This window comes from Marinomonas profundi (assembly GCF_020694005.1).
GTDB lineage: Bacteria > Pseudomonadota > Gammaproteobacteria > Pseudomonadales > Marinomonadaceae > Marinomonas > Marinomonas profundi.
Genome location: NZ_CP073013.1, coordinates 2404809 through 2426704 on the forward strand (window position 1 = coordinate 2404809; position 21896 = coordinate 2426704).

General features: G+C 45.6%; 19 protein-coding genes. 12 read left to right on the forward strand and 7 right to left on the reverse strand.

The window, feature by feature from the left end:
- Positions 1-24: 24 nt before the first annotated feature.
- The 6 genes from infB (at position 25) to J8N69_RS11245 (ending at position 7339) form a co-directional block, all read left to right on the forward strand.
- On the forward strand, positions 25-2595 hold the full coding sequence (gene infB / locus J8N69_RS11220; protein WP_168824632.1) for a translation initiation factor IF-2: 2571 nt from the start codon (positions 25-27) through the stop codon (positions 2593-2595).
- A gap of 12 nt (positions 2596-2607) precedes the next feature.
- On the forward strand, positions 2608-2997 hold the full coding sequence (gene rbfA, locus J8N69_RS11225) for a 30S ribosome-binding factor RbfA (protein WP_168824630.1): 390 nt from the start codon (positions 2608-2610) through the stop codon (positions 2995-2997).
- 9 nt (positions 2998-3006) lie between these two features.
- The gene (gene truB, locus J8N69_RS11230) at positions 3007-3933 is read left to right on the forward strand and encodes a tRNA pseudouridine(55) synthase TruB (protein WP_168824628.1); all 927 of its coding nucleotides are present in this window, start codon (positions 3007-3009) and stop codon (positions 3931-3933) included.
- Between the two features lie 111 nt (positions 3934-4044).
- The gene (gene rpsO, locus J8N69_RS11235) at positions 4045-4314 is read left to right on the forward strand and encodes a 30S ribosomal protein S15 (RefSeq protein ID WP_012068748.1); all 270 of its coding nucleotides are present in this window, start codon (positions 4045-4047) and stop codon (positions 4312-4314) included.
- A gap of 175 nt (positions 4315-4489) precedes the next feature.
- Positions 4490-6598: a polyribonucleotide nucleotidyltransferase gene (gene pnp / locus J8N69_RS11240; protein WP_168824626.1), complete on the forward strand. Its 2109-nt coding sequence runs from the start codon at positions 4490-4492 to the stop codon at positions 6596-6598.
- Between the two features lie 150 nt (positions 6599-6748).
- Positions 6749-7339 (forward strand): LPP20 family lipoprotein, encoded by a 591-nt coding sequence (locus J8N69_RS11245; protein ID WP_168824624.1) that lies wholly within the window; start codon positions 6749-6751, stop codon positions 7337-7339.
- Positions 7340-7400: 61 nt separating this feature from the next.
- Here J8N69_RS11245 and J8N69_RS11250 read toward each other — a convergent pair whose 3' ends face one another.
- Positions 7401-7811, reverse strand: a complete 411-nt coding sequence (locus tag J8N69_RS11250) for an acyl-CoA thioesterase (RefSeq protein WP_168824623.1) — start codon at positions 7809-7811, stop codon at positions 7401-7403.
- On the opposite strand from J8N69_RS11250, the gene J8N69_RS11255 reads away from it, so the two are divergent.
- Positions 7810-8832, forward strand: a complete 1023-nt coding sequence (locus J8N69_RS11255) for a DUF3080 family protein (RefSeq protein WP_168824621.1) — start codon at positions 7810-7812, stop codon at positions 8830-8832. The genes J8N69_RS11250 and J8N69_RS11255 overlap by 2 nt on opposite strands.
- On the opposite strand, the gene J8N69_RS11260 is transcribed toward J8N69_RS11255, so the two are convergent.
- Positions 8829-9152, reverse strand: coding sequence for a hypothetical protein (locus tag J8N69_RS11260; RefSeq protein ID WP_168824619.1), 324 nt, complete (start codon positions 9150-9152; stop codon positions 8829-8831). The two genes, J8N69_RS11255 and J8N69_RS11260, sit on opposite strands and share 4 nt — an antisense overlap.
- 320 nt (positions 9153-9472) lie before the next feature.
- Here J8N69_RS11260 and J8N69_RS11265 point away from each other — a divergent pair, with 320 nt between their 5' ends.
- The 4 genes from J8N69_RS11265 (at position 9473) to J8N69_RS11280 (ending at position 13759) form a co-directional block, all read left to right on the forward strand.
- Positions 9473-10537, forward strand: a complete 1065-nt coding sequence (locus J8N69_RS11265; RefSeq protein ID WP_168824617.1) for a sensor domain-containing diguanylate cyclase — start codon at positions 9473-9475, stop codon at positions 10535-10537.
- A 103-nt stretch (positions 10538-10640) separates the two neighbouring features.
- Positions 10641-11615, forward strand: coding sequence for a glucokinase (glk, locus tag J8N69_RS11270; RefSeq protein WP_168824615.1), 975 nt, complete (start codon positions 10641-10643; stop codon positions 11613-11615).
- A 19-nt stretch (positions 11616-11634) separates the two neighbouring features.
- Positions 11635-13110, forward strand: a complete 1476-nt coding sequence (gene zwf, locus J8N69_RS11275; protein WP_168824612.1) for a glucose-6-phosphate dehydrogenase — start codon at positions 11635-11637, stop codon at positions 13108-13110.
- A 22-nt stretch (positions 13111-13132) separates the two neighbouring features.
- Positions 13133-13759, forward strand: a complete 627-nt coding sequence (locus tag J8N69_RS11280; RefSeq protein ID WP_168824610.1) for a bifunctional 4-hydroxy-2-oxoglutarate aldolase/2-dehydro-3-deoxy-phosphogluconate aldolase — start codon at positions 13133-13135, stop codon at positions 13757-13759.
- 111 nt (positions 13760-13870) lie between these two features.
- Here the strand turns inward: J8N69_RS11280 and J8N69_RS11285 are convergent, their stop codons facing one another.
- The 5 genes from J8N69_RS11285 to rpsU form a co-directional block, all read right to left on the reverse strand.
- Positions 13871-15283: a PhoH family protein gene (locus J8N69_RS11285; RefSeq protein WP_168824608.1), complete on the reverse strand. Its 1413-nt coding sequence runs from the start codon at positions 15281-15283 to the stop codon at positions 13871-13873.
- Between the two features lie 408 nt (positions 15284-15691).
- On the reverse strand, positions 15692-17530 hold the full coding sequence (rpoD, locus tag J8N69_RS11290) for an RNA polymerase sigma factor RpoD (protein ID WP_168824607.1): 1839 nt from the start codon (positions 17528-17530) through the stop codon (positions 15692-15694).
- A gap of 115 nt (positions 17531-17645) precedes the next feature.
- Positions 17646-19640, reverse strand: a complete 1995-nt coding sequence (gene dnaG, locus J8N69_RS11295; protein ID WP_168824605.1) for a DNA primase — start codon at positions 19638-19640, stop codon at positions 17646-17648.
- Between the two features lie 4 nt (positions 19641-19644).
- Positions 19645-20091, reverse strand: a complete 447-nt coding sequence (locus J8N69_RS11300; RefSeq protein ID WP_168824603.1) for a GatB/YqeY domain-containing protein — start codon at positions 20089-20091, stop codon at positions 19645-19647.
- A 133-nt stretch (positions 20092-20224) separates the two neighbouring features.
- Entirely contained in the window at positions 20225-20440 is a 216-nt protein-coding gene (rpsU, locus tag J8N69_RS11305; RefSeq protein WP_009835737.1) for a 30S ribosomal protein S21, read from the reverse strand.
- Between the two features lie 418 nt (positions 20441-20858).
- Here rpsU and tsaD point away from each other — a divergent pair, with 418 nt between their 5' ends.
- A complete protein-coding gene (gene tsaD, locus J8N69_RS11315) occupies positions 20859-21896 on the forward strand; it encodes a tRNA (adenosine(37)-N6)-threonylcarbamoyltransferase complex transferase subunit TsaD (protein WP_168824599.1) in 1038 nt (345 codons plus the stop codon).

A 21896-nucleotide genomic window follows, 5' to 3' on the forward strand; every position in this document is an offset into this window, starting at 1 on the left:
CTGAGTACATATAGGGGGAACTTAATGACAGTTCAAACCGTAAAGATACTATCCGAGCTGGTAAATACACCAGTCGATAAGCTACTAGCTCAGATGAAAGATGCTGGCTTACCTCAAACGAGTGCAAGCCAAGAAGTCTCTGATGTTGAAAAACAAACACTGTTAAATTATTTGAAACGTCAACACGGCGAAGAAGGTGATGACAGTCAGCGTATTACGTTGCAACGTAAAACAACCAGCACCTTATCTCGTGGTGATGGCGGTAAAGCCGTTAATGTTGCGGTGAAGAAAAAACGTACTTACGTGAAGCGTGATGGCACTGATGATGAAGCTCAAAAACAAGAAGAGCTGGCGAAACGTCTTGCAGAAGAGCAAACTCGTTTAGCGGCAGAAGAACAAGCTCGTTTAGACGCTGAACATAAGATTGAAGAAGAGAAGGCGGTCAAAGCGAAGGCTGAGGCTGAAGAAAAAGCGCGTCAAGAAGCAGCGATGAATGCCGTTGTAGCGGATACTGGCGCGGTCAATGAAACGGAGCAGTATGTTTCCGGTATAGGAGCGGCAGAACCCGTGGAATCTCTCAAGCAGCCAAAAGCGGCAAAAAAAGTATCTCAACCAGCAGCGGACAACAAAAAGCCAGCAGCAGCGCCAAAAGGCAAGAAAAGTCCACCACGATACGAGAGCGACAAAGACAAGCCTCGTGGTCGTGTTAACCCAGATAACAAACGTACGTCTCGCGTCAATGTAAACGACGAAGACGAATTTACCCGTCGCGGTAAGTTGGGACGTAAAGGTAAGAAGCCGACGAAACAAGAGCATGGTTTCCAAAAACCAACGGCTAAAATGATTCATGAAGTTGCCTTGCCGGAAAGTATTTCAGTTGCGGATCTTGCCGAAAAAATGGCAGTGAAAGGCGCGGAAGTAATCAAGATCATGTTTAAAATGGGTGCAATGGCGACCATTAACCAAACGATTGACCGTGATACCGCAACGCTGGTTGTTGAAGAAATGGGCCATACGGTTAAATTCATCGATGAAAACGCCGTTGAAAATGACATGATCGAAGCCATTGATTACCAAGGTGAAGCCATTAAGCGCGCACCTGTAGTCACGGTAATGGGTCATGTTGACCATGGTAAAACATCGTTGCTGGATTATATTCGTACTACTCGTGTTGCGGCAGGAGAGTCTGGTGGTATCACCCAGCACATCGGTGCTTACCATGTAGAAACGCCTCATGGCATGATTAGCTTTTTGGACACACCGGGACACGCGGCGTTTACGTCTATGCGTGCTCGTGGTGCCAAGGCAACAGACATCGTTATTCTGGTCTGTGCAGCGGATGATGGTGTCATGCCTCAGACGATTGAAGCCATTCAGCACGCCCGCGCAGCAGGCGTACCTATGGTGGTTGCGATAACCAAAATAGACAAAGAAGGCGCGGATATCGATCGTGTTAAAAACGAATTGGTAGCGCAAGAAGTTGTGCCTGAAGAATGGGGCGGTGACGTCCAGTTTGTTGGTGTATCGGCGAAGTCTGGTGAAGGTTTTGAAGCGCTTTTAGAAGCCGTCTTGTTGCAATCTGAAGTGCTTGAATTGACAGCCGTTCCAAGTTCGCCAGCAAAAGGTGTGGTGGTTGAAGCTCGTCTGGATCGTGGTCGTGGTTCTGTGGCAACCTTGTTGGTTCAAAACGGGACTCTGAAGAAAGGCGACATCGTATTAGCCGGTCTACAAATGGGACGTGTGCGTGCTTTGTTGGATGAAACTGGCAAGGCAATTGATTCTGCTGGGCCTTCTATTCCGGTTGAGATTTTGGGTCTTGACGGAACGCCAGAAGCCGGCGAAGAGTTCATCGTCGTTGCAGATGAGCGTAAAGCTCGTGAAGTGGCTAACTTCCGTCAAGGCAAATACCGTGAAGTGCGTTTTGCTCGTCAACACTCTGCTAAATTGGAGAACTTGTTCTCTGAAATGGGTAAAGACGAAGTACGTACTTTGAATGTGGTTCTTAAAGCGGATGTTCGTGGTTCTCTTGAAGCCTTGATTAAGTCTTTGACTGACATGAACACAGACGAAGTAAAAGTGAATGTGGTGTCTAGTGGCGTTGGTGGTATCACCGAAACAGATGCGACTTTGGCGCTAGCGTCCGATGCGGTTATCTTTGGTTTCAACGTGCGTGCAGATAACTCTGCGAAGCAGTTTATTGAGCGTGAAAGCATCGATCTTCGTTATTACAGCGTGATCTATAACATCATTGATGATGTTAAATCGGCCTTGTCTGGTATGTTGTCACCGGATCTTCGTGAAGATATCAAGGGTACGGCTGAAGTACGTGATGTGTTCCGTTCGCCTAAGTTTGGCTTGATTGCTGGCTGTATGGTTATTGAAGGAACGGTTTACCGTAATAAGCAGATCCGCGTATTGCGTGATGATGTGGTTATTTACGAAGGTGAACTTGAGTCTCTTCGTCGCTTTAAAGACGCGGTGAGTGAAGTGAGCCGTGGTATGGAATGTGGTATTGGTGTGAAGAACTATAACGATGTCAAAGTAGGCGATAAGATCGAGGTTTTTGAAACCGTCGAAGTAGCGCGTACGCTTTAATAGGACAAGATCATGGCAGGCGAATTTAGTCGTACTAGTCGGATTGGTGACCAGCTCCAAAAGGAGCTGGCGTCCTTGATCCAGTTTGAAGTAAAAGACCCACGTTTAGGGTTGGTTACTGTCAACGAAGTGCGTGTAGCAAAAGATTTAGGCTATGCGGATATTTATTACACCGTGTTAGGTAAAGACGATCAGCCAGAAGTATTGGCTGAGAACCAAGCAGCACTAGACAGTGCCAAAGGGTTCTTACGTCGTCGTTTGGCACAAGAAGTCAAACTTCGTGTTATGCCGCATTTGCGTTTTCATTATGACCAGAGTGTGGTCAATGGTTCGCGTATGTCTGCTCTCATCGACGAAGTCATTCGTGACGATGAGAAGAAAAACGCTAACGAAGACGAGTAATAAGTTCGTATGGTTAAAGCAAAATGGCGTTCAGTAGACGGTATTGTTCTACTGAACAAGCCGATAGGTCTCAGTTCGAACCAAGCGTTGCAGCGTGTCCGTCGCCTCTATCAAGCGGCGAAAGCCGGTCATACTGGCGCGCTTGATCCTTTGGCGACAGGGATGTTGCCATTGTGTCTTGGCGAAGCGACAAAGTTCTCTCAGTATTTATTGGATGCAGATAAGCGCTATTTAACCTGCATTCAGTTGGGGAAAAGAACCACCACAGGCGATCGTGAGGGTGAGGTATTGACAGAAGCTTTGATACCTAACCTTACTGATGAATCGCTTGAGTTGGTGTTAGACGCGTTTCGTGGCGAGATAGAGCAAATACCTCCCATGTACTCTGCTTTGAAGCACGAAGGTAAGCCTTTGTATGAATACGCTCGTCAGGGCATTGTCATCGAAAGGAAACGTCGTCGCGTTACTATTTCAAATCTTACGCTTATTTCAAGAACTGAAAACACGCTAACGCTTGATATTCAGTGTTCTAAAGGGACCTATATTCGAACCATTGGTGAAGATATCGGTGAGGCGTTAGGTTGTGGTGCGCATCTTCATTCTTTGCATCGAATTTCGACGGCGGGCTATTTGCCAGAGAATATGATGACGTTGGAGGAATTTGAGGCGATAGCAGAGCAAGGTTATGCCGCCTTGGATGCTCATTTAATCTCGATGGACACAGCGGTAGAGCATTTTGTAACGGTCAATTTGCCGGAGGCGGATACACTGGATATGATGTTTGGTCGAACCATTCCCAGCCCTGTTTCATTAGCCCATGAAACCGTGGTAAGAATGTACGATCATGGCTCACAGCGGTTCTTAGGTCTTGGGCAAATAAAAGGGGCGTTTATTCGTCCTTATCGATTGGTCAATACCAGTGAGTTCTCTTTATAAATAGCAGTGAGTTCTGTTTAAAAGAGTGGTAAACTTGCTGGCTTAGGATGACTGAAAATATGCTCGGCTATCCTTTACTTTTAATAGCATATTAATTTGGAGATTAAGATTATGGCATTGTCTGCAGAATCAAAAGCAGCGTTGGTTAAAGAGTTTCAAGTAGCGGAAGGCGACACGGGTTCTCCTGAAGTTCAAGTAGCATTGTTGACTAAGAACATCGAAGGTCTTCAAGGTCACTTTAAAGCTCATATCCATGACCATCATTCTCGTCGCGGTCTAATCCGCATGGTAAACCAGCGTCGTAAGTTGTTGGATTACCTTAAGCGTAAAGATGCAGCTCGTTACACTAGTTTGATCAAAAAACTAGGTCTGCGTCGCTAAGACTGAGAAAGGGCCATAAGTTATTATGGCCCTTTTTTTATTGGTCTCCCAAGGGACAGCCTGTACTTCATATGCACTTTTGGTCTTCAGATGAAGGATAAAAAAGAGTCCATATGAGTACTGGCTTAAAAAGAGGTCTTTGGGAGAAGAATTTTTTTTAATAAAAGGAATACGTGTGAGTATTACGACAAAAACTTTCCAGTTCGGTAATGATACCGTAACGCTAGAAACAGGCCGCATTGCGCGTCAAGCAACGGGTGCTGTTCTTTGTACCATTGGCGATGCACAAGTGCTTGCTACGGTTGTAGGGGCTAAATCAGCGAAACCGGGTCAAGACTTTTTCCCATTGTCTGTTTTTTACCAAGAACGTGCTTACGCAGTGGGTAAAATTCCAGGTGGCTTTCTAAAACGTGAAGGCCGTCCTTCTGAAAAAGAAACCCTGACCTCGCGTTTAATCGACCGTCCAATTCGTCCATTGTTCCCGAAAGGTTTCATGAACGAAGTGCAGGTTGTTTGTACCGTTATGTCGACTAACACGAACTTAGACGCAGATATTGCGGCTATGTTGGCAACGTCTGCTGCATTGACTATTTCTGGTATTCCATTCAATGGTCCAATCGGTGCGGCTCGCGTTGGTTTTAACGATGAGTCTGGTTACGTTCTTAACCCAAGCTACTCTGATCTAGATGGTTCTTTGCTAGACATGGTGGTTGCGGGCACGAAAGACGCAGTATTGATGGTTGAGTCTGAAGCGCAAGAGTTGACTGAAGACGAAATGCTAGGTGCGGTTCTTTTTGCTCATAAAGAAATGCAATCTGCGATTACAGCTATCACGGAATTCGCAACTGAGTGCGCTAAGCCTCGTTGGGAATGGCAAGCGGAAACGGCGAATGTCTCTTTGGTTGAAGCACTTCAATCCGGTTATGCTGATCAAATCGAAGAAGCATACGGTATTAGTGAAAAAATGGCGCGTTACGCTCAACTAGGTGTGGTACGTGATGCGGCGGTTGCAGCATTGGTTACTGAAGAGGGCGAGTTCTCTGAAGAGGACGTGACAGGCGCTTTCTCTAAACTAGAAAAACGCATCGTTCGTCGTCGTGTTATCGATGGCAAATCACGTATTGATGGTCGTGATAACAAAACAGTTCGTCCAATCAACGTTGAAGTGGGTCTATTAAGCAAAACTCATGGTTCTGCTTTGTTTACTCGTGGTGAAACGCAGGCGATTGCGACTTGTACACTAGGTACGAGCCGTGATTCACAAATGTCTGATGGTTTGACTGGCGAAAGTAAAGACAGCTTCATGCTTCATTACAACTTCCCTCCATACTCTGTCGGTGAATGTGGTCGCATGGGTGGTGTGGGTCGTCGTGAAATTGGTCACGGTCGTCTAGCACGTCGCGGTGTTCAGGCAGTATTGCCTTCTGAAGATGAATTCCCATACACCATTCGTATCGTGTCTGAGATTACTGAATCTAACGGTTCAAGCTCGATGGCGTCTGTATGTGGTGCGTCTTTGGCGATGATGGACGCTGGTGTACCTCTGAAAGCACCTGTTGCGGGTATCGCAATGGGCCTTATCAAAGAAGACGACGGTTTTGCTGTACTAACGGATATCTTGGGTGATGAAGATCACCTTGGCGACATGGACTTTAAAGTAGCGGGTACGGCAGAAGGTATCACGGCGCTTCAAATGGACATTAAAATTGAAGGCATCAATGAAGAAATTATGGATATCGCCTTAAGCCAAGCGCTTGAAGCTCGTACTCATATTCTTCGTGAAATGGCGAAAGTGATTGGTTACGCGCGTCCAGAAGTGTCTCCAAATGCGCCTTCTATGGCAACGATCAAAATTGATCCAGAAAAAATCCGTGACGTTATCGGTAAAGGTGGTGCGATGATTCGCTCCATTACTGAGCAAACGGGTGCTTCTATCGATCTAGACGACGATGGTACGGTGCGTATTTACGCAGCGGATAAAGCGTCTTCTGATGCGGCTTTGTTGAAGATTCATGAAATCACAGCAGAAGCGGAAATCGATAAACTTTACAAGGGTAAAGTGGTTCGTTTGGCGGAGTTCGGTGCCTTTGTAAATATCTTACCTGGTAAAGATGGCTTGGTGCATATTTCTCAAATCGCTGAAGAACGTATTCGTGCCGTTACGGATTTCCTAGCTGAAGGTCAGGACGTTATTGTTAAAGTGCTCGATGTTGATGCTCGTGGTCGTATCAAATTGTCTATGAAAGATGTGACTGAAGAAGAAAAAGCCGCTTACACTGAATAATTTTTCAATGTGAAAGGTGACAGAAGGTGCTAATTTTTAGCACCTTTTTTTTATTTTTAATTTGATCATTAGACTAGAATAAAGGCATCATAGAAGCATAATTCAGTTATGTTGGGCCGTTCCCGTGTCGCTTATAGAAAGGAAAAAAACATGATGTTTAAAGTAGTAAGTGTGTTAGTGGCGAGTGTTGTGTTAACAGCTTGCAGTAAGGATGTCATCAACACGCCGGTGGCCGCGATTCCTGATTGTGTGTTTGCTGATGGGTCTAATCAAGCCGCACCAGATTGGGTCTGTGGCGCGCCTATTGAGGGTGTTGCTTTATCTGCGGTTGGCTACAGTGAAAAATCGGCGGCAGGCCCCAATTATATGAAGCAAATGGCCGCCACGTCAGCGCGTGTTGAGTTGGCTCAAGTGCTGAGTGTTGATTTGCAAAATATGGTGAAGCAGTACGTTGAGACAACGGGTGCGGGCGATGCTGAAACCGTTGACCGTGTGAATAGTGTGGTGACTAAACAGGTAACAGAGCAGCAATTAATTGGCTCTAAAGTGGTTCGCCAAATGCCAACGCCTTCGGGTGGCTTGGTCGTCTTGGTGGGCTTGGATCCTGCTCAAGCGGAAGACGTGGCTGAAAGTATTTTGCGCTCTTCGATGAGAAATGAAGCGGCGTTATTTCAAAAGTTAGAGGCAGAAAAGAGCTTTGATGAACTGGCCTCTGAAATTGCTAAGCGTCGAATGAATTAAGGCTAAGCTAATGAGTAACCGCTTTTCGCTGTTACTCATTAGCAGATTGCCGAGCAATGGACTAATTGTTTGTCTCTTCATCAAAAATCGGCGTTGGTTTTCTGTTGCTGTCTACGGCGACAAAATTGAAATGCCCTGTCACCGCCTTGGTGCGTTTATCGCTGTCTAACTGCTCAAGAAAAATAGACACTTCTACTTTTAGTGACGTGCGGCCTACATGAACGACGCGCGCAATCAGCTCCACCAAAATACCGGAAGGGATAGGTTGCTTAAAGTCGACTTGTTCGGTTGAAATCGTCATCATGGTTTTTCTGGCAAAGCGAGTGGCGGCAATGTAAGCCACTTCGTCCATCCATTGTAAGGCTATACCGCCAAATAAAGTGTCGTAATGATTGGTCGTGGCGGGGAAAACCATTTTTGCCACACGGGTTTCTGAAATTTCTTCTCGTTTTTGGATGAGTAGCTTATTCATGTTCGTAAAACCTTTTTTTTCTAAAATGCTGTTGGGCGTCATTATACTCCTTGGTGTGGGTAGTTGTGACTCTCGTTTTGACGTTGATGCCGTTTTATCTCAGTACATCATGGACCTGAGCCGCTCTTCGTCGCTGTCGTTTCCCACTGTGGCAATAGCGATGCCAGAAAGCCTGCCATCATCGCGCCATCGAAGGCAGGCTTTGAGTCAGTTTGATATTGGTTTGTTGGATTTTTTGTCTTTGCAGCAGTGCGATGTAGGGATTGTGGCAGGAAAAAAGAACAGTATTCTAGGCAAGGTGATGCCGGACAGTCAGCGCTTTTTGTATGAGTTGGATATTATTCGAGCGATTGAGTCTTGTGATATTCAAAATGACGAGTTGTCGAAAGAGTTACAATATGTCGCCCAGCAAAAGCGTGTTGAATTGCCGATTGCTTTTGGTAATGCCATTTTTAATGGTGTAGAGAGTGAGGCTTTTTTTAGTTTGTCTAATGGTTTTTTGCCGTTGAATTATTCCACGGCGCTGCAGCAAGAGATGCTGAGTGCTTTGAATCGATTGCTTGTTATTGGTGAGAATCTTGCTGCTCTACCCGTGATTGATGCCCATGTCTTTGAAAGCGATCTAAAAATACTGATGGACAGTGAGTACGCGGGTCGATTGTTGTATTCACTAACGCAGATGACAGGTTATTTGAATCAGGTTTCTCGTCAGATTGGGGGGCTGGATGAGGGTGTTTGTGGTGCGCCGATGAGATATCTAAAGCAGCAGTTTGAGGCCAATTATGTGCAAATTATTCAGCCTTATATGGGCAGAGTAAACGCCAGTGCCTATCAGGTTTTGCCGCTTATTAATCGACTCGCGGTCTCAAGTGCGCCGCTCAGTGGAGATATGCAGGGTTTTATGCGGCAATTTTCAGTTGCCGACAGTGTTTGGTTACGTTATCAACAGGCTTCTCAGATGCACGCTAAACACTGGAGTGCCTTGTTTGATGTGTGTTCGATATCGCTTCAAACACGCTAGATACGTGTGTTGATCTGCTGCTCTAGGCTTTCAACCGCATCGTATTGGTAAGCTGGGCCTTCTGCTAGGGGTTCGAAACTTAAGGCTTTAAGTAAGGCGATATTAGCGATTGGGTTTGCGCCAATACTATGGGAAAACTGCATTGGACGTGTCAATGCATGGGGTTGGTGAGCGCTTAATGTGTCGGGTGTGTCGATTAATGAGGGACCGGGTTGGTTAAATAGACTCATTAATAAGGCGAAATGAGCATTCCCCGAAACTGGTTGTCCCGCTTTACTGCTTTGGGTGACCTGTGTTTCAACAATGTCTCTTATGTTCATTGGTTTGCCTATTAAATTGTCTACGATAACGCTATCGGCATAAGACTATTTTTCTTAAAGACTATTTTTCTTTTAAAAAACAGTGAATTAATTAAGGCACGGGTGGTGTGTTAGTCTCATGGTTTGTTGTTATTGTGAGCACAGGCTGGCGGGGTTGATAAATGTGGTTTTTTTGCGCGCTTGGCGATCAAAAATACCTCAATCTATGGCTCAAAGTGTGCAAGCATCGTACTATAATGCATAGAGAACGATTGTTTTAGGATCTGTTGCTTTTATTCAAAAAAGTAAACCGCTTAACCAAGCGCGGTGGGGCATCATACATGCATGATATTAATGAATTGATTGACAACGTAAGACGCAATGAAGAGATTGCACGCAAATTTTTTGAAATAGAGCGTTGTATTCTTTCAATTGGGCGTTGTGATCAGTTTGTTTCAACGTTAACCAAAGAGGTGCAAAAACAGTTTAATGTGCCTTACGTTTGGGTAAATTTGATCAATGAAGCGCCTTTGTCTCATCTGATTGAAAACTTGGAAAAAATGCCGGATCTGCGTGATCGGGTGTTGTTCACAAGGCGCCGCTCGATGATCGACATCATTAAATCCAGTAATAAAACCGTTTTGGTTAATACCAACTTGAGCCGGTGTTGGGAGATTATTCCAGCGGTTTACCGTGATATTATTTCTTCTGTAGCGATTTCCCCGCTCACCATTGATGGCGAATTAGTGGGCTTGTTTTGTCAGGCAGACGCAGACAGTACGCGTTATGATGCCACGACCAAAGACACTTTTTTGCTTGATCAACTGGCTATTAAAATTTCAATTTGTTTGAGCAATGTGACCGCAAGAGAGAAGCTTGAATACTTGGCGACTCGTGATCCGTTAACGGGATTATTGAATCGACGGCAGCTTGAGTTAATGCTGGACCGTGAGTTCGCTCGATCCAAACAGCAAGAGCGCGATTTAACGGTCGTATTTGTCGATTGCGATGCCTTTAAGTCAATCAACGATACGCTAGGGCATAATTGTGGTGATGAAGTGTTAGAATATATCGCCAAGCGCTTGTTAAAATATGTGCATAAGCAGGGCTTGGCGTTTCGCTTCGCTAGTGATGAGTTTGTCTTTGTGATGCCGGGGAAAAGTTATGAGCAGGCCATCATGGTGGCGGAATCTATTCAGGACTACCTTCAATCCAATCCGTTGAGATATAAATCTAATCTTGTCCCAATTACTATTAGTTACGGTGGTGCTAGTGTGATGTCGGATGCGCCGAGTAATTATAAGCATTTGCTCAAAACAGCAGATGAGCGTCTCTATGACTATAAAAATAACCGTAAGCGATCTGTGCCAACTAAAGTCTTTAAGTTTTTAAATAGACTGCGCTAATATTGTAATTTTATTACATTATGCTGGTGGTTTTTTTGGGCTTACGGTATTTTTCACCCAAAATATGTTGTAAAATTTCATAAAAATTAAATAGGGTTCGTTTATGTCCCATGCTTTAATCGCCGATCTTGGTGGAACGAATGCGCGCTTTGCCTTGGTTCCCATTCATCAGTATGAGCCTCTCGAAGTTAGAGTGCTTCCTTGTAAAAATTATGAAGATTTCTTTGCTGCAGCAGCAGATTATATCGAGAATTGCAGTGTTGATATGGAAAATATCGATGCGGTGGTGCTCGCTATAGCGGGCCCTGTCAATCAAGCGGTGATCCGCTTTTCTAATAACCCATGGCATTTTACCCGTGACGAAGTGCAGTCTTATTTTGGTGATGATAAACCCGTTGCCTTGCTGAATGACTTTGATGCGGTTGGTTACAGTTTAGAGGTTCTCTCCACCAAGGATATGGTGGTTTTAGGAGAGCGTTCTACGGTAGACCCAAAAGCGCCTTGCTGGGTGGTGGGAGCGGGTACTGGACTGGGGATTTCCTGCGTTGTTCCCCAAGACAACGGCCCTAACATGGTGTTGCCAGGTGAAGGCGGCCATGTGGACTTATCGGCTTGCAATGACCTTGAAGATGATATTCTGAAGTTCCTACGCACTCGCCATAAGCGCGTTTCGGCAGAACGAGTGCTGTCAGGAATGGGGCTTGAAAACTTATATGAAGCCATAGCGTTGCGGGAAGGAATAGAGCGACGTTTAACGGCACCTGAAATAGGCGAAGCGCTAAAGCAGGGAAATGATCCCATTGCAAACGCCGCATTAGAGCAGTTTTTTGTGTTCTTAGGTCGAGTGATTGGTGATCTTGTTTTATCGGTTGAGTCTCGTGGTGGTGTCTATATTGCGGGGGGGATTGTGCCTCGTTATGTAAATGAAATTCTTGAAAGCGGCTTTCGTGAGGCAATGCAAGATAAAGGTCGCATGAAAGAGTTTGTTTCACCTATTCCGACTTTTATTGTGATGTCTGAATACCCAGGGCTGATGGGGTGTGCTTGTTATGCATCTCATCTTGTGTCGAAAGCCTAAATAGTTGGAGAAAGAATATATGAAGGCCAGTTTAAAAGCCTGTGACGTTGTCATTTTTGGTGGCGGCGGTGATCTTGCGATGCGTAAGTTATTGCCCGCTTTGTACCATTTGGATATGGATGGTTTGCTTGCTCCAACGACGCGCATTATTGGTGCTTCGAGACGGGAAGTGAGTACCGAAGAATATCAAACAAAGATTCGAGCGGCGCTTGATGAGTTTGTTCCTTCTAGTATCGGAGACGAAAAAACATGGCCGCGCTTTAAAGAGCGGTTAAGTTATGTGTCTGTGGATGCTCAGCAAGAAGCCGATTTTTCTCGTCTGAATGATCATGAAGTTGGTGGTGATAATCGCGATGTGGTGTTTTATCTTGCGACTTCGCCTGATTTATTTGGCTCTATTTGTACTTCGTTGGCCGCTCACGGCTTGAATGCCGATCGTATGCGAGTGGTATTAGAAAAACCACTAGGTCGCGATTTGGTGTCATCTCGCGCCATTAACGACGAAGTGATGAAGAACTTTAGTGAACAACAAGCCTTCCGTATTGATCATTACCTTGGTAAAGAAACGGTACAGAATTTATTGGCTATTCGCTTTGGTAATACACTGTTTGAACCCTTATGGGACAGTGCGCATATTGATAATGTGCAGATTACCGTTTCTGAAACGGTTGGTGTAGAAGGGCGCTGGGGTTATTACGATAATGCCGGTGCCATGCGTGACATGGTGCAAAACCATTTGATTCAGTTGTTATGTTTGGTGGCGATGGAGCCGCCTGGTCGAATGGATGCGGATTCCGTACGCGATGAAAAAATTAAAGTATTAAAAGCTTTGCGTCCTATCGCTGGAGCAAACGCTTATACCAAAACCGTGCGTGGTCAATATGCGAAAGGCATGATTAACGGTAAAGAAGTAAAAGGCTATTTCGATGAAGAGGGTAGTAACCCGACTTCAAGAACGGAAACTTTTGTGGCTTTACGAGCGGATATCGACAACTGGCGTTGGGCTGGCGTGCCTTTTTACCTTAGAACGGGCAAGCGTTTAGGTCAGCGTTATTCTGAAATTGTGATTCAGTACAAGGCGGTTCCGCACAGTATCTTTAGTGATGAAAGCAACCGTCAACTACAGCGTAATCAGCTAATTATTCGTCTTCAGCCAGAAGAGAAAATCTCTTTGACGGTGATGAATAAAGTACCTGGTGCAAGCGAAGGAATGAATCTTCAGCCGGTTGATTTGAACTTAAGTCTAACCGAAGCCTTTAATGACAAGCGTAGTCCAGAAGCCTATGAGCGACTGTTGTTGGACGTGATGCGTAATGATGCCACCTTGTTCATGCGCTACGATGAAGTAGAAGCCGCGTGGAAATGGGTGGACGGCATTATGTCCGCTTGGAGCCAAACCAGCGAGCGTCCTAAAGAGTACGCTTCGGGTTCTTGGGGGCCTGCTGCGTCTATGGCGTTGCCGATTAAAGATGGCCGCAATTGGCATGACTATTAAGTCTTAATAAAAGGAAAATAAAATGACTACTTCTTATACTGCTGAGCAGGTAATGACCGCGACGCCTGTCGTGCCTGTTATTGTTGTTGATAGCGTAGAGCAGGCTGTTGCATTGGGCAAAGCGCTGGTTGCTGGTGGCGTGCCTGTTTTGGAGGTGACTTTGCGTACACCGGTCGCCTTAGAAGCGATTACGGCGCTTCGCAAGGAAGTTCCTGGGGCGATTGTGGGAGCTGGGACAGTTTGTTCTCGTGCCCAATATATTCAAGCCATCGAAGCGGGCTCCCAGTTTATTATCAGCCCAGGAATGACCGCTGACTTATTGGCGGTGGGCAAAGAGTACGACGTACCTTACTTGCCCGCCGTGGCAACCATTTCGGATATTTTGTTGGGGATGGAGTACGGTTATGACCGTTTTAAATTTTTCCCTGCTGAAGTGAATGGTGGCGTTAAGGCGTTAAAAGCCTTTGGCGGCCCATTGCCGCAAATCAAATTCTGTCCAACGGGCGGTATTGGTGCGAACAATTTCCGCGAATATTTGGCCTTGCCAAATGTGCTTTGTGTGGGGGGGTCTTGGATTGTGCCAACCGACTTAGTTCGTGCTGAGAAGTGGGCTGAGATTACGGAACTGGCGAAATCTGTGGCTCAGTAAAAGTATTCTTCTGTTGATTTGAAACAAGAAGACTCGGTGTGAAAAAAGGGGAAGGGCGATTGCTCTTCCCCTTTTTAGTGCTTTCTTTTTACTTTTTTTAAGCTGTGTTGCTTATAGGTTTTCTTCGGCAAACTCAGCGAGTCGGCTTCGTTCTATACCGTTGACATGCATAATGCTGGCGTATTTGAAGGATTTGGATTTTTCAACTAGATAGGTCAATCCAGATGTGAGTGGAGTAATGTATTTGTTGTCAATTTGAGCTAGGTTGCCTAATATAATGATTTTTGAGTTGCTGCCGACTCGAGTCACGATGGATTTGAGTTGAAATTGCGTTAGGCCTTGAGCCTCATCAATAATGATTAAGGCATTATTGAAGGAGCGTCCACGCATAAAGTTTAATGACTTAAACTGAATGTTGGCTTTTTGCTTTACGTAATCAATGCTGCTAAAAGAGTGCTCGTCGGCGCCATGTAGGATTTCTAGGTTGTCGTCGAAAGCCGCCAGCCAAGGTGCCATTTTTTCTTCTTCTGTACCGGGTAGGAAGCCAATATCTTCTGCCATCGGAGGGGTTGATCTGGCCACGATGATCTTATTGAAACGTTTTTCTTCCATGGTGACTTGTAAGCCATACGCGAGCGCTAAGAGTGTTTTGCCTGAACCTGCTGGCCCTGTCATTACCATCATGTCTGAATTGTCATGACGCAATAAATAGAAAGCCATGGCTTGCTCTAAATTACGGGGCAAGATCCCCCAGAAGTTTTGATGCATCAAATGCTGTTTATTGATATCGAGTAAATAGACGTGTTCTTCGTCAAGATTGACGACAAAGCCGATGAAGTCCTCGTCGTCGATCACAAACATATTAAAATAGATGTTGGGTAAATGGCTTTTGCTAATGACGTGAACGGTATGGCGTCCATGGGTTTCTGTGTTGACGCTGTCTATAGTCGACCAGAAACTGCCAGAAAACTGAATATAGCCTTTGCTCATTAAGTCTAAATCATCGAGTACCTTGTCTTTTCGGTAGTCTTCTACGCGTTCTAGTCCAGACCCTTTTGCCTTGATGCGCATGTTAATGTCTTTTGTTACTAGGCAAACAGTAGAGCGTGGGTGCGTGGCTTGCAAACTTAAACCGACATTGATAATGCGGTTATCATTAGCATGATCATGGTTGCCATTTAGGAAAGGGATGTTATCGGTGAGGGTGATTTGTTGGTCTGGGAAGATCGCCAGCGTGCCTTCGTTGCGCTTTTTATCGGTGTTGTTGTCATCATCACTGCTGTCCATTACACGGATAGGAACGCCTGCTTGAAGCTCTCTGGGTGAGGCATTACTGACTATTTTGTCAATGGTGTTGATCGCAACGCGTGCTTCGCGGCTAACGTCTTTGTCTCTTCTGTCTTTAATGACATCCAGCTCTTCAAGGACGGTCATAGGAATAACGACTTTGTGTTCGGCAAAAGCATAAATGGCCAATGGGTCGTGCAATAACACGTTGGTGTCAAGAACGTAGATTTTTTCCATAGAGTATTACTCCCACAATAAGTATGTCGTGTGCTTTTGGATGGTGAATAAGCGAGCTTTTAATAGAGCAGAAAATAACAGGGTAAAAAATAACAAGATAGAAAGTAACGGGGTGAAAAGTAACAGATTCGGCATGAGTCGACGAGGTGATGGATAGACCAACGAAGGGGAGATCGGGTTATATTGATTACGGTTATGGCTTTTTGGCAAGTTAAACCTCACTGTCTTTATCCATACTCTAGCTTGAGTGTATGACAGTTTTGTTGCTTATGCTTGTTCTGAAAGGTTTTTTTAGTATTTTTTGGTTATAAAAAAACCGCTGTTTATGGCAGCGGTTTTTAGGTCTACGAATCTTAGTTGTCCAAGCAGCGTTGCTTATCTAAGACACTTTAATCGTTAAAAGACACTTTAGTCGTCCAAGAAGCTTCTTAGATGCTCGGAACGGCTAGGATGGCGTAGTTTACGCAGTGCTTTGGCTTCAATTTGGCGAATACGCTCACGCGTCACGTCAAACTGTTTACCCACTTCTTCAAGCGTATGATCGGTGTTCATATCAATGCCGAAACGCATGCGCAACACTTTGGCTTCACGGGCTGTTAGGCCAGCTAGTACCAGCGTGGTTGACTCGCGCAAACCTTCAATGGTGGCGATATCAATCGGTGACTCAGCGCCATCGTCTTCAATGAAGTCGCCTAGGTGAGAATCTTCGTCGTCACCGATAGGGGTTTCCATTGAGATAGGTTCTTTAGCGATCTTCAATACTTTACGAATCTTGTCTTCAGGCATGTCCATGCGAGCGGCCAATTCTTCTGGCGTTGCTTCGCGCCCCATTTCCTGCAGCATTTGACGAGAGATACGATTCAGTTTGTTAATCGTTTCAATCATGTGCACTGGAATACGGATAGTGCGAGCCTGATCGGCAATCGAACGCGTGATTGCCTGACGAATCCACCAAGTAGCGTAAGTCGAGAACTTATAACCGCGGCGGTATTCAAATTTATCAACCGCTTTCATTAGGCCGATATTGCCTTCTTGAATAAGGTCTAAGAATTGTAAACCACGGTTGGTGTATTTCTTCGCAATAGAGATCACCAAACGTAGGTTGGCTTCGACCATTTCTTTTTTCGCACGACGAGCACGAGTTTCACCAATAGAAATGCGACGATTGATTTCTTTAAGTTCGGCGATCGTTAGCCCTGTTTCTTTTGCAACGGCACGAAGTTTGCGCTGGCTGCGCATAAATTCCGCTTCGTTTTCTTCCAGCGAGGTCGCGTAATCGGCACCAGAAGCAATTTGCTCTTTAAGCCAATCTGGATTGGTTTCATTGCTTGGGAAACGCTTCAAAAACTCGGTTCTTGGCATGCCGGATTTACGCACGCAGACTTGCATAATAAGGCGCTCTTGATCGCGCACTTTTTCCATGCGAGAACGGACGCGGTCGATCAGATCATCAAACAGTTTAGGTACAAGCTTGATCGGTGCGAAGCTAATACTTAATTCTTCCTGCTTACTTTTAACCACAGGATCTTGGCGATCGCGGGTTTCTAGTAATGTGTTCAGTTCGATGTAGATGCGCTTGATGTCATTGAAACGCAATGCGGTTTCTTCAGGGTCAGGGCCGTTATCGGTTTCTTCTTCGGTTGTCTCTGAATCGTCATCGTCGTCGTCATTGTCGGCGGTATCTTCATCGATTACCGGCTCTTCGGTGACGGTTTCCTCAAAAACAGGCTCTTCGCCATCGCCATCGATAAAACCACTAAAAATATCGCTCAGACGACCTTCTTCTTCCTGTACTTTGGTGTAGGCATTAAGCAATACGTCTACGGCACCAGGGAAGTAAGAAATGGCCGCCATGACTTCACGTGTGCCTTCTTCGATGCGCTTTGCAATAGCAATTTCGCCGGCACGAGTCAGTAGCTCAACTGTCCCCATTTCACGCATGTACATGCGCACAGGATCCGTTGTTCTAGTAATGTCCCCTTCTACTGCGGCTAGAGCGGCGGCGGCTTCTTCAGCGGCGGCTTCATCTGTCGCATCGCCTTCTTCCATAAGAAGGCTATCTTTATCGGGTGCAACTTCGGAAACCGTAATGCCCATGTCGTTGATCATGGCAATGATTTCTTCTACTTGCTCCGGGTCTGAAAGGTCATCAGGGAGGTGGTCATTAACTTCAGAAAAAGTTAGGTAACCTTGTTCTTTACCCTTGGTGATCAGCTCTTTGAGACGTGACTGTTGAGTGTCTGGCATTCGACAACCTATCGTTAGAAATTCATTTGGGAGTTTAGCAAGCCGCGGATTATAACAAAATCAATCACTTTTATCCACCGAATCCTTTCTTTTGTGGGCGAAAATTAAGCAATCTTTATGATTTTTTCTGTCGAATTAAATCCATCAGATTCCGTAGTTCTTGCTTGCTGCTGTTATCCTTTATGGATTCGTTTCCTTTGCTTTTCAACCGTGCGATGCTGCTATTTAGACCAAGATTTTTTTCTAATGCCAAGACAGTATCTAGCACTTCCTGCTGTGCGTTGGTTATTTTTTGCTTTGTTATCGCATCTTTGTGATTCAATAATGCGTAAATAGAATCAATAATGATTTTATCTGTCGTTTCGCCCAGCAGGTGTCCGGTGTTTTTGTTTGGGTGTTTTTCGAAATATCGCCATATTTTGCAAAAAACTTGTAGCTCTTCATTGGCTTGATTAATGATGGGGTCGGGTAGCTCTATTTCGTGGGCTATGTGCGGATGCAGTAAAAGGCACAAAGAGGCCTGTTTTATTCGGCTGAGGCTAGGGGCGGCGGGCGGTAAAGCCGGTTCATCGTTGTAAAATTTACCCTTAGAAAAAGGTTTTTTACTAAATGGCTTTTTGAACGAGCCTTGTGTTTTTGGCTGAGTGGCTGGGCCAGCATGATCTGTGTAGTGGTGGAGGTCGTCATAATGGCCGTGGGATGGTTCATAGTCGTAATGACTTAAATCTGGCGTATCGCCATCGTAATGCTGGATCTGTTGCGGTGGTTCTGCTTCATGTCCTTCTGTCGGTGTGTGTTGGCGTCGGGTCTTAAAAACGGTGTTGCCTAGGGTTTCGCTGTCTATGCCGGATTGATCGCTTAGTTGGCGAATTAAGACCGAGCGAAAGGTTAGCTCTTTGGGGATTTGCGTGATCATTTCCATGGCATTGCGGGCAAATTGAGCTTCGCCTTCTTCGTCGCCAAGCGTGACTTGATTTCGGGCATGGTCAAACAATACATGCGATAAAGATGAGGCATCTTCTAGGCGGCGATGAAAGGCGTCTTTGCCTTCTTTTCTGACCAGTGAATCGGGGTCTTCGCCTTCTGGTAAGAATAAAAAACGCACTTGTTTTTCGTCTTGCATAACCGGAAGGGAGGCTTCTAAGCCGCGTATGGCGGCGGCGCGACCGGCCTTGTCGCCATCAAAGCAAAGCACGACCTTGCTAACCAGCTTAAACAGCTTGCGTATGTGTTGGTTGTTGACTGAGGTGCCGAGCGTGGCGACGGCATTGGTGATGCCGTGTTGCGCCAGTACAATCACGTCCATATAGCCTTCGACCACAATGATTTGGTCGAGCACGGGTGTGTTTTGCTTCGCTTCGAATAAGCCATAGAGCTCTTGGCTTTTTTGAAAAACAGGCGTTTCTGGTGAATTTAAGTATTTGGGCTTTTCGTCACCAAATGCGCGTCCGCCAAAGGCAATGACTCGGCCTCGTGAGTCTCGAATGGGGAAAATAATGCGATCACGGAAACGGTCATAATAGTGGCCTGGCTGATCTTTTTTCTCGATTAGCATACCGCCAAGCAAAAGTTGCTCTTGGCTTTCGGCGCGGGTGCCGATTTTTTTGAGGAGATTGTCCCATCCGGGTGGTGCGTAGCCGATGCCAAATACTTTGGCGATTTGGCCGGATAATCCACGGTCTTTGGATAAATAGTCGGTGGCTTTTTTCTTGTCTGGGTGTTGAGTTAACTGTTGCTGATAAAATTGCGAGCTTTCAGACAGGCGTTTTAGTAATTCTGCGTTTTGCTCGTATCTGTCTGGTGCGCCTTGCTCTCTCGGGACTTCCATACCGGCGTCTTTGGCGAGCGCTTCAATCGCGTCGACAAAGTCTAAATGATCATGCTCCATCACAAATGAAATGGCGTTACCGCCAGCGCCGCAGCCAAAGCAGTAATAAAACTGTTTGTTTGGATTTAAACTAAACGACGGGCTTTTTTCATTGTGAAAAGGACAAAGGGCGCTGTAATTTTGTCCGGTTTTTTTCAGGCTAATGCGAGACGCAACCACATCGGTTAGGTCGGTCCGAGCTAAAAGTTCATCAATAAATTGATCAGGAATACGCCCCGCCATGATATTAGCCTAATTGCGCTTTGACTTGTTTGCTGATCACGGCCATGTCGGCACGGCCTTGGACTTGCGGCTTAACAATGGCCATTACGGCTCCCATCTGCTGCATTGAGTTAGCGCCCGTTTCGGCGATGGCGGCTTTGACAATCTCACCGACTTCATCGTCAGTCAAAGGGGTTGGCAAAAATTCGCTCAAAATAAGCATTTCTTCTTGCTCTATTTTGGCCAGGTCTTCACGATCGCCATCGATAAATTGTTGGTACGAATCTTTGCGCTGTTTGGTCATTTTATCCAAAACAGCCAAGACGCGAGCATCATCTAATTCAATGCGTTCGTCAACTTCGATTTTTTTGCATTCAGAAAGGATGGTGCGAATGACGGTAACGCGTTGCTTTTCTTTGGCACGCATTGCGGTTTTTAGTGTGTCTGAGATGTGTTTTTTTAAGTCTGACATAGGGTCCTCTTTACTTTCGGGTAAGCAAAAAAAACGGCTAGTTGTTTAACTAGCCGTTTTTTATAAGCCTAAATGTTAGAAACGTCTAGGCAAGCATTTGTTTTCTAGCAAAGTGCCAAAACGGCAGATTGGCCTAGTACAAACGTTGGAATTTCTTCTGCTCGCGAGAAACTTTCTTAGCGTGGCGTTTAACAGCAGCGGCTGCAGCACGTTTGCGAAGAGTAGTGGGTTTTTCGTAGCATTCACGACGACGAACTTCAGCCAAAACGCCTGCTTTTTCACAAGAGCGTTTGAAACGACGTAGAGCGATGTCAAAGGGTTCGTTATCTTTTACTTTTACAGCTGGCATGTATTTACCTTCAATAATATTTTTTTAACGTTTAAGTATTCACAAAAACGGCGTGAATCATACCCGTATTTAATGGGCTTTCAAAGCGCGCTTTTGTTGAACAGAGTGTGATCCAAGATGAATCGATTTTTCTAGGCTAATAAGGCCTAACCCTGAACAGACTGTTGTCGCGTCTGTAACGGTATTCATTTTTTAAGAGGGTGTTTGGATCGCCATTTTGCTTACATTGGAAGCTATGTGCCAAACGAGAAAAATCACCTGCCTTTTAATTTAAACATTTAAAACGCGCGCATTATAATGCTTTTGCCTTGCTGTGTCTAATGTCATTTGTTTGGTTCTTCAGGAATTGGCGCTTTACTCTGCAATGGCTGCAGTAGATAAGGTACAATGCGCTCAAATTATTGATGAGATTATTCTGATGAAAGTATTGGGATTAGAAACCTCTTGTGACGAGACGGGGATTGCCATTTACGATACCGAGCATGGCCTGTTGGCGCACAAAATTTATTCTCAAATTGCTCAACATGCCGAATACGGCGGTGTGGTGCCAGAACTGGCTTCCCGCGACCATGTTCGCAAAACCTTGCCGCTAATTGATGAAGTGCTGCAAGCCGCGGGCATGAAAAAATCGCAATTGGATGGAATTGCCTATACCAGCGGCCCGGGGTTAGTGGGGGCCTTAATGGCGGGGGCAACGATTGGTCGTTCTCTGGCGTATGCTTTGGGAATTCCGGCGTTGGGCGTGCATCATATGGAGGGGCATCTTTTGGCGCCAATGCTAGAAGAGTCTCAACCTGAAATGCCGTTTATTGCTTTGCTGGTGTCTGGTGGCCATACCCAATTGGTTCGTGTGGATGGTATTGGTGAATATCGTCTGTTAGGTCAATCCCTTGATGATGCAGCGGGCGAGGCCTTTGATAAAGCGGCTAAAATGATTGGTTTGCCTTATCCCGGTGGGCCCTATATTGCGGCGTTAGCAAAACAAGGTAATCCCAAGTCAGGGTTGAAATTTCCTCGACCGATGACAGATCGGCCCGGTTTAGATTTTAGTTTTAGTGGTTTGAAAACGGCGTTTTTGACGGCGGTTCATAATGCGCTAGATGACGATCGCTGTGATGAACAGTTTAAAGCCGATGCGGCGTTGGCATTTGAAACCGCAGTGGTGGATACCTTGGTGATTAAGTGTCGCCGCGCGTTAGAAGCGGAAGGTTTGAAGCGGTTGATTATCGCCGGTGGTGTGAGCGCCAATCAGCGTTTACGTGAACAGCTTGAAAGCCAGTTGAAAAAAATCAGCGCCAGTGTGTTTTATGCGCGACCAGAGTTTTGTACCGATAACGGTGCGATGATTGCCTATGCGGGCGCTCAACGCTTAGTAAATGGCCAATCTTCTGAATTGAGTTTGTCGATCCGTGCCCGTTGGCCCTTGTCTGAGTTGCCACCGTTGAAGGAATCTTAA

What these genes read in the sequence shown, in the direction of transcription:
- infB (WP_168824632.1), top strand. Translation starts at nt 25, where the DNA reads ATGACAGTTCAAACCGTAAAGATACTATCCGAGCTGGTAAATACACCA.
- rbfA (WP_168824630.1), top strand. Translation starts at nt 2,608, where the DNA reads ATGGCAGGCGAATTTAGTCGTACTAGTCGGATTGGTGACCAGCTCCAA.
- truB (WP_168824628.1), top strand. Translation starts at nt 3,007, where the DNA reads ATGGTTAAAGCAAAATGGCGTTCAGTAGACGGTATTGTTCTACTGAAC.
- rpsO (WP_012068748.1), top strand. Translation starts at nt 4,045, where the DNA reads ATGGCATTGTCTGCAGAATCAAAAGCAGCGTTGGTTAAAGAGTTTCAA.
- J8N69_RS11245 (WP_168824624.1), top strand. Translation starts at nt 6,749, where the DNA reads ATGATGTTTAAAGTAGTAAGTGTGTTAGTGGCGAGTGTTGTGTTAACA.
- J8N69_RS11255 (WP_168824621.1), top strand. Translation starts at nt 7,810, where the DNA reads ATGTTCGTAAAACCTTTTTTTTCTAAAATGCTGTTGGGCGTCATTATA.
- J8N69_RS11250 (WP_168824623.1), bottom strand. Translation starts at nt 7,811, where the DNA reads ATGAATAAGCTACTCATCCAAAAACGAGAAGAAATTTCAGAAACCCGT.
- J8N69_RS11260 (WP_168824619.1), bottom strand. Translation starts at nt 9,152, where the DNA reads ATGAACATAAGAGACATTGTTGAAACACAGGTCACCCAAAGCAGTAAA.
- J8N69_RS11265 (WP_168824617.1), top strand. Translation starts at nt 9,473, where the DNA reads ATGCATGATATTAATGAATTGATTGACAACGTAAGACGCAATGAAGAG.
- glk (WP_168824615.1), top strand. Translation starts at nt 10,641, where the DNA reads ATGTCCCATGCTTTAATCGCCGATCTTGGTGGAACGAATGCGCGCTTT.
- zwf (WP_168824612.1), top strand. Translation starts at nt 11,635, where the DNA reads ATGAAGGCCAGTTTAAAAGCCTGTGACGTTGTCATTTTTGGTGGCGGC.
- J8N69_RS11280 (WP_168824610.1), top strand. Translation starts at nt 13,133, where the DNA reads ATGACTACTTCTTATACTGCTGAGCAGGTAATGACCGCGACGCCTGTC.
- J8N69_RS11285 (WP_168824608.1), bottom strand. Translation starts at nt 15,283, where the DNA reads ATGGAAAAAATCTACGTTCTTGACACCAACGTGTTATTGCACGACCCA.
- rpoD (WP_168824607.1), bottom strand. Translation starts at nt 17,530, where the DNA reads ATGCCAGACACTCAACAGTCACGTCTCAAAGAGCTGATCACCAAGGGT.
- dnaG (WP_168824605.1), bottom strand. Translation starts at nt 19,640, where the DNA reads ATGGCGGGGCGTATTCCTGATCAATTTATTGATGAACTTTTAGCTCGG.
- J8N69_RS11300 (WP_168824603.1), bottom strand. Translation starts at nt 20,091, where the DNA reads ATGTCAGACTTAAAAAAACACATCTCAGACACACTAAAAACCGCAATG.
- rpsU (WP_009835737.1), bottom strand. Translation starts at nt 20,440, where the DNA reads ATGCCAGCTGTAAAAGTAAAAGATAACGAACCCTTTGACATCGCTCTA.
- tsaD (WP_168824599.1), top strand. Translation starts at nt 20,859, where the DNA reads ATGAAAGTATTGGGATTAGAAACCTCTTGTGACGAGACGGGGATTGCC.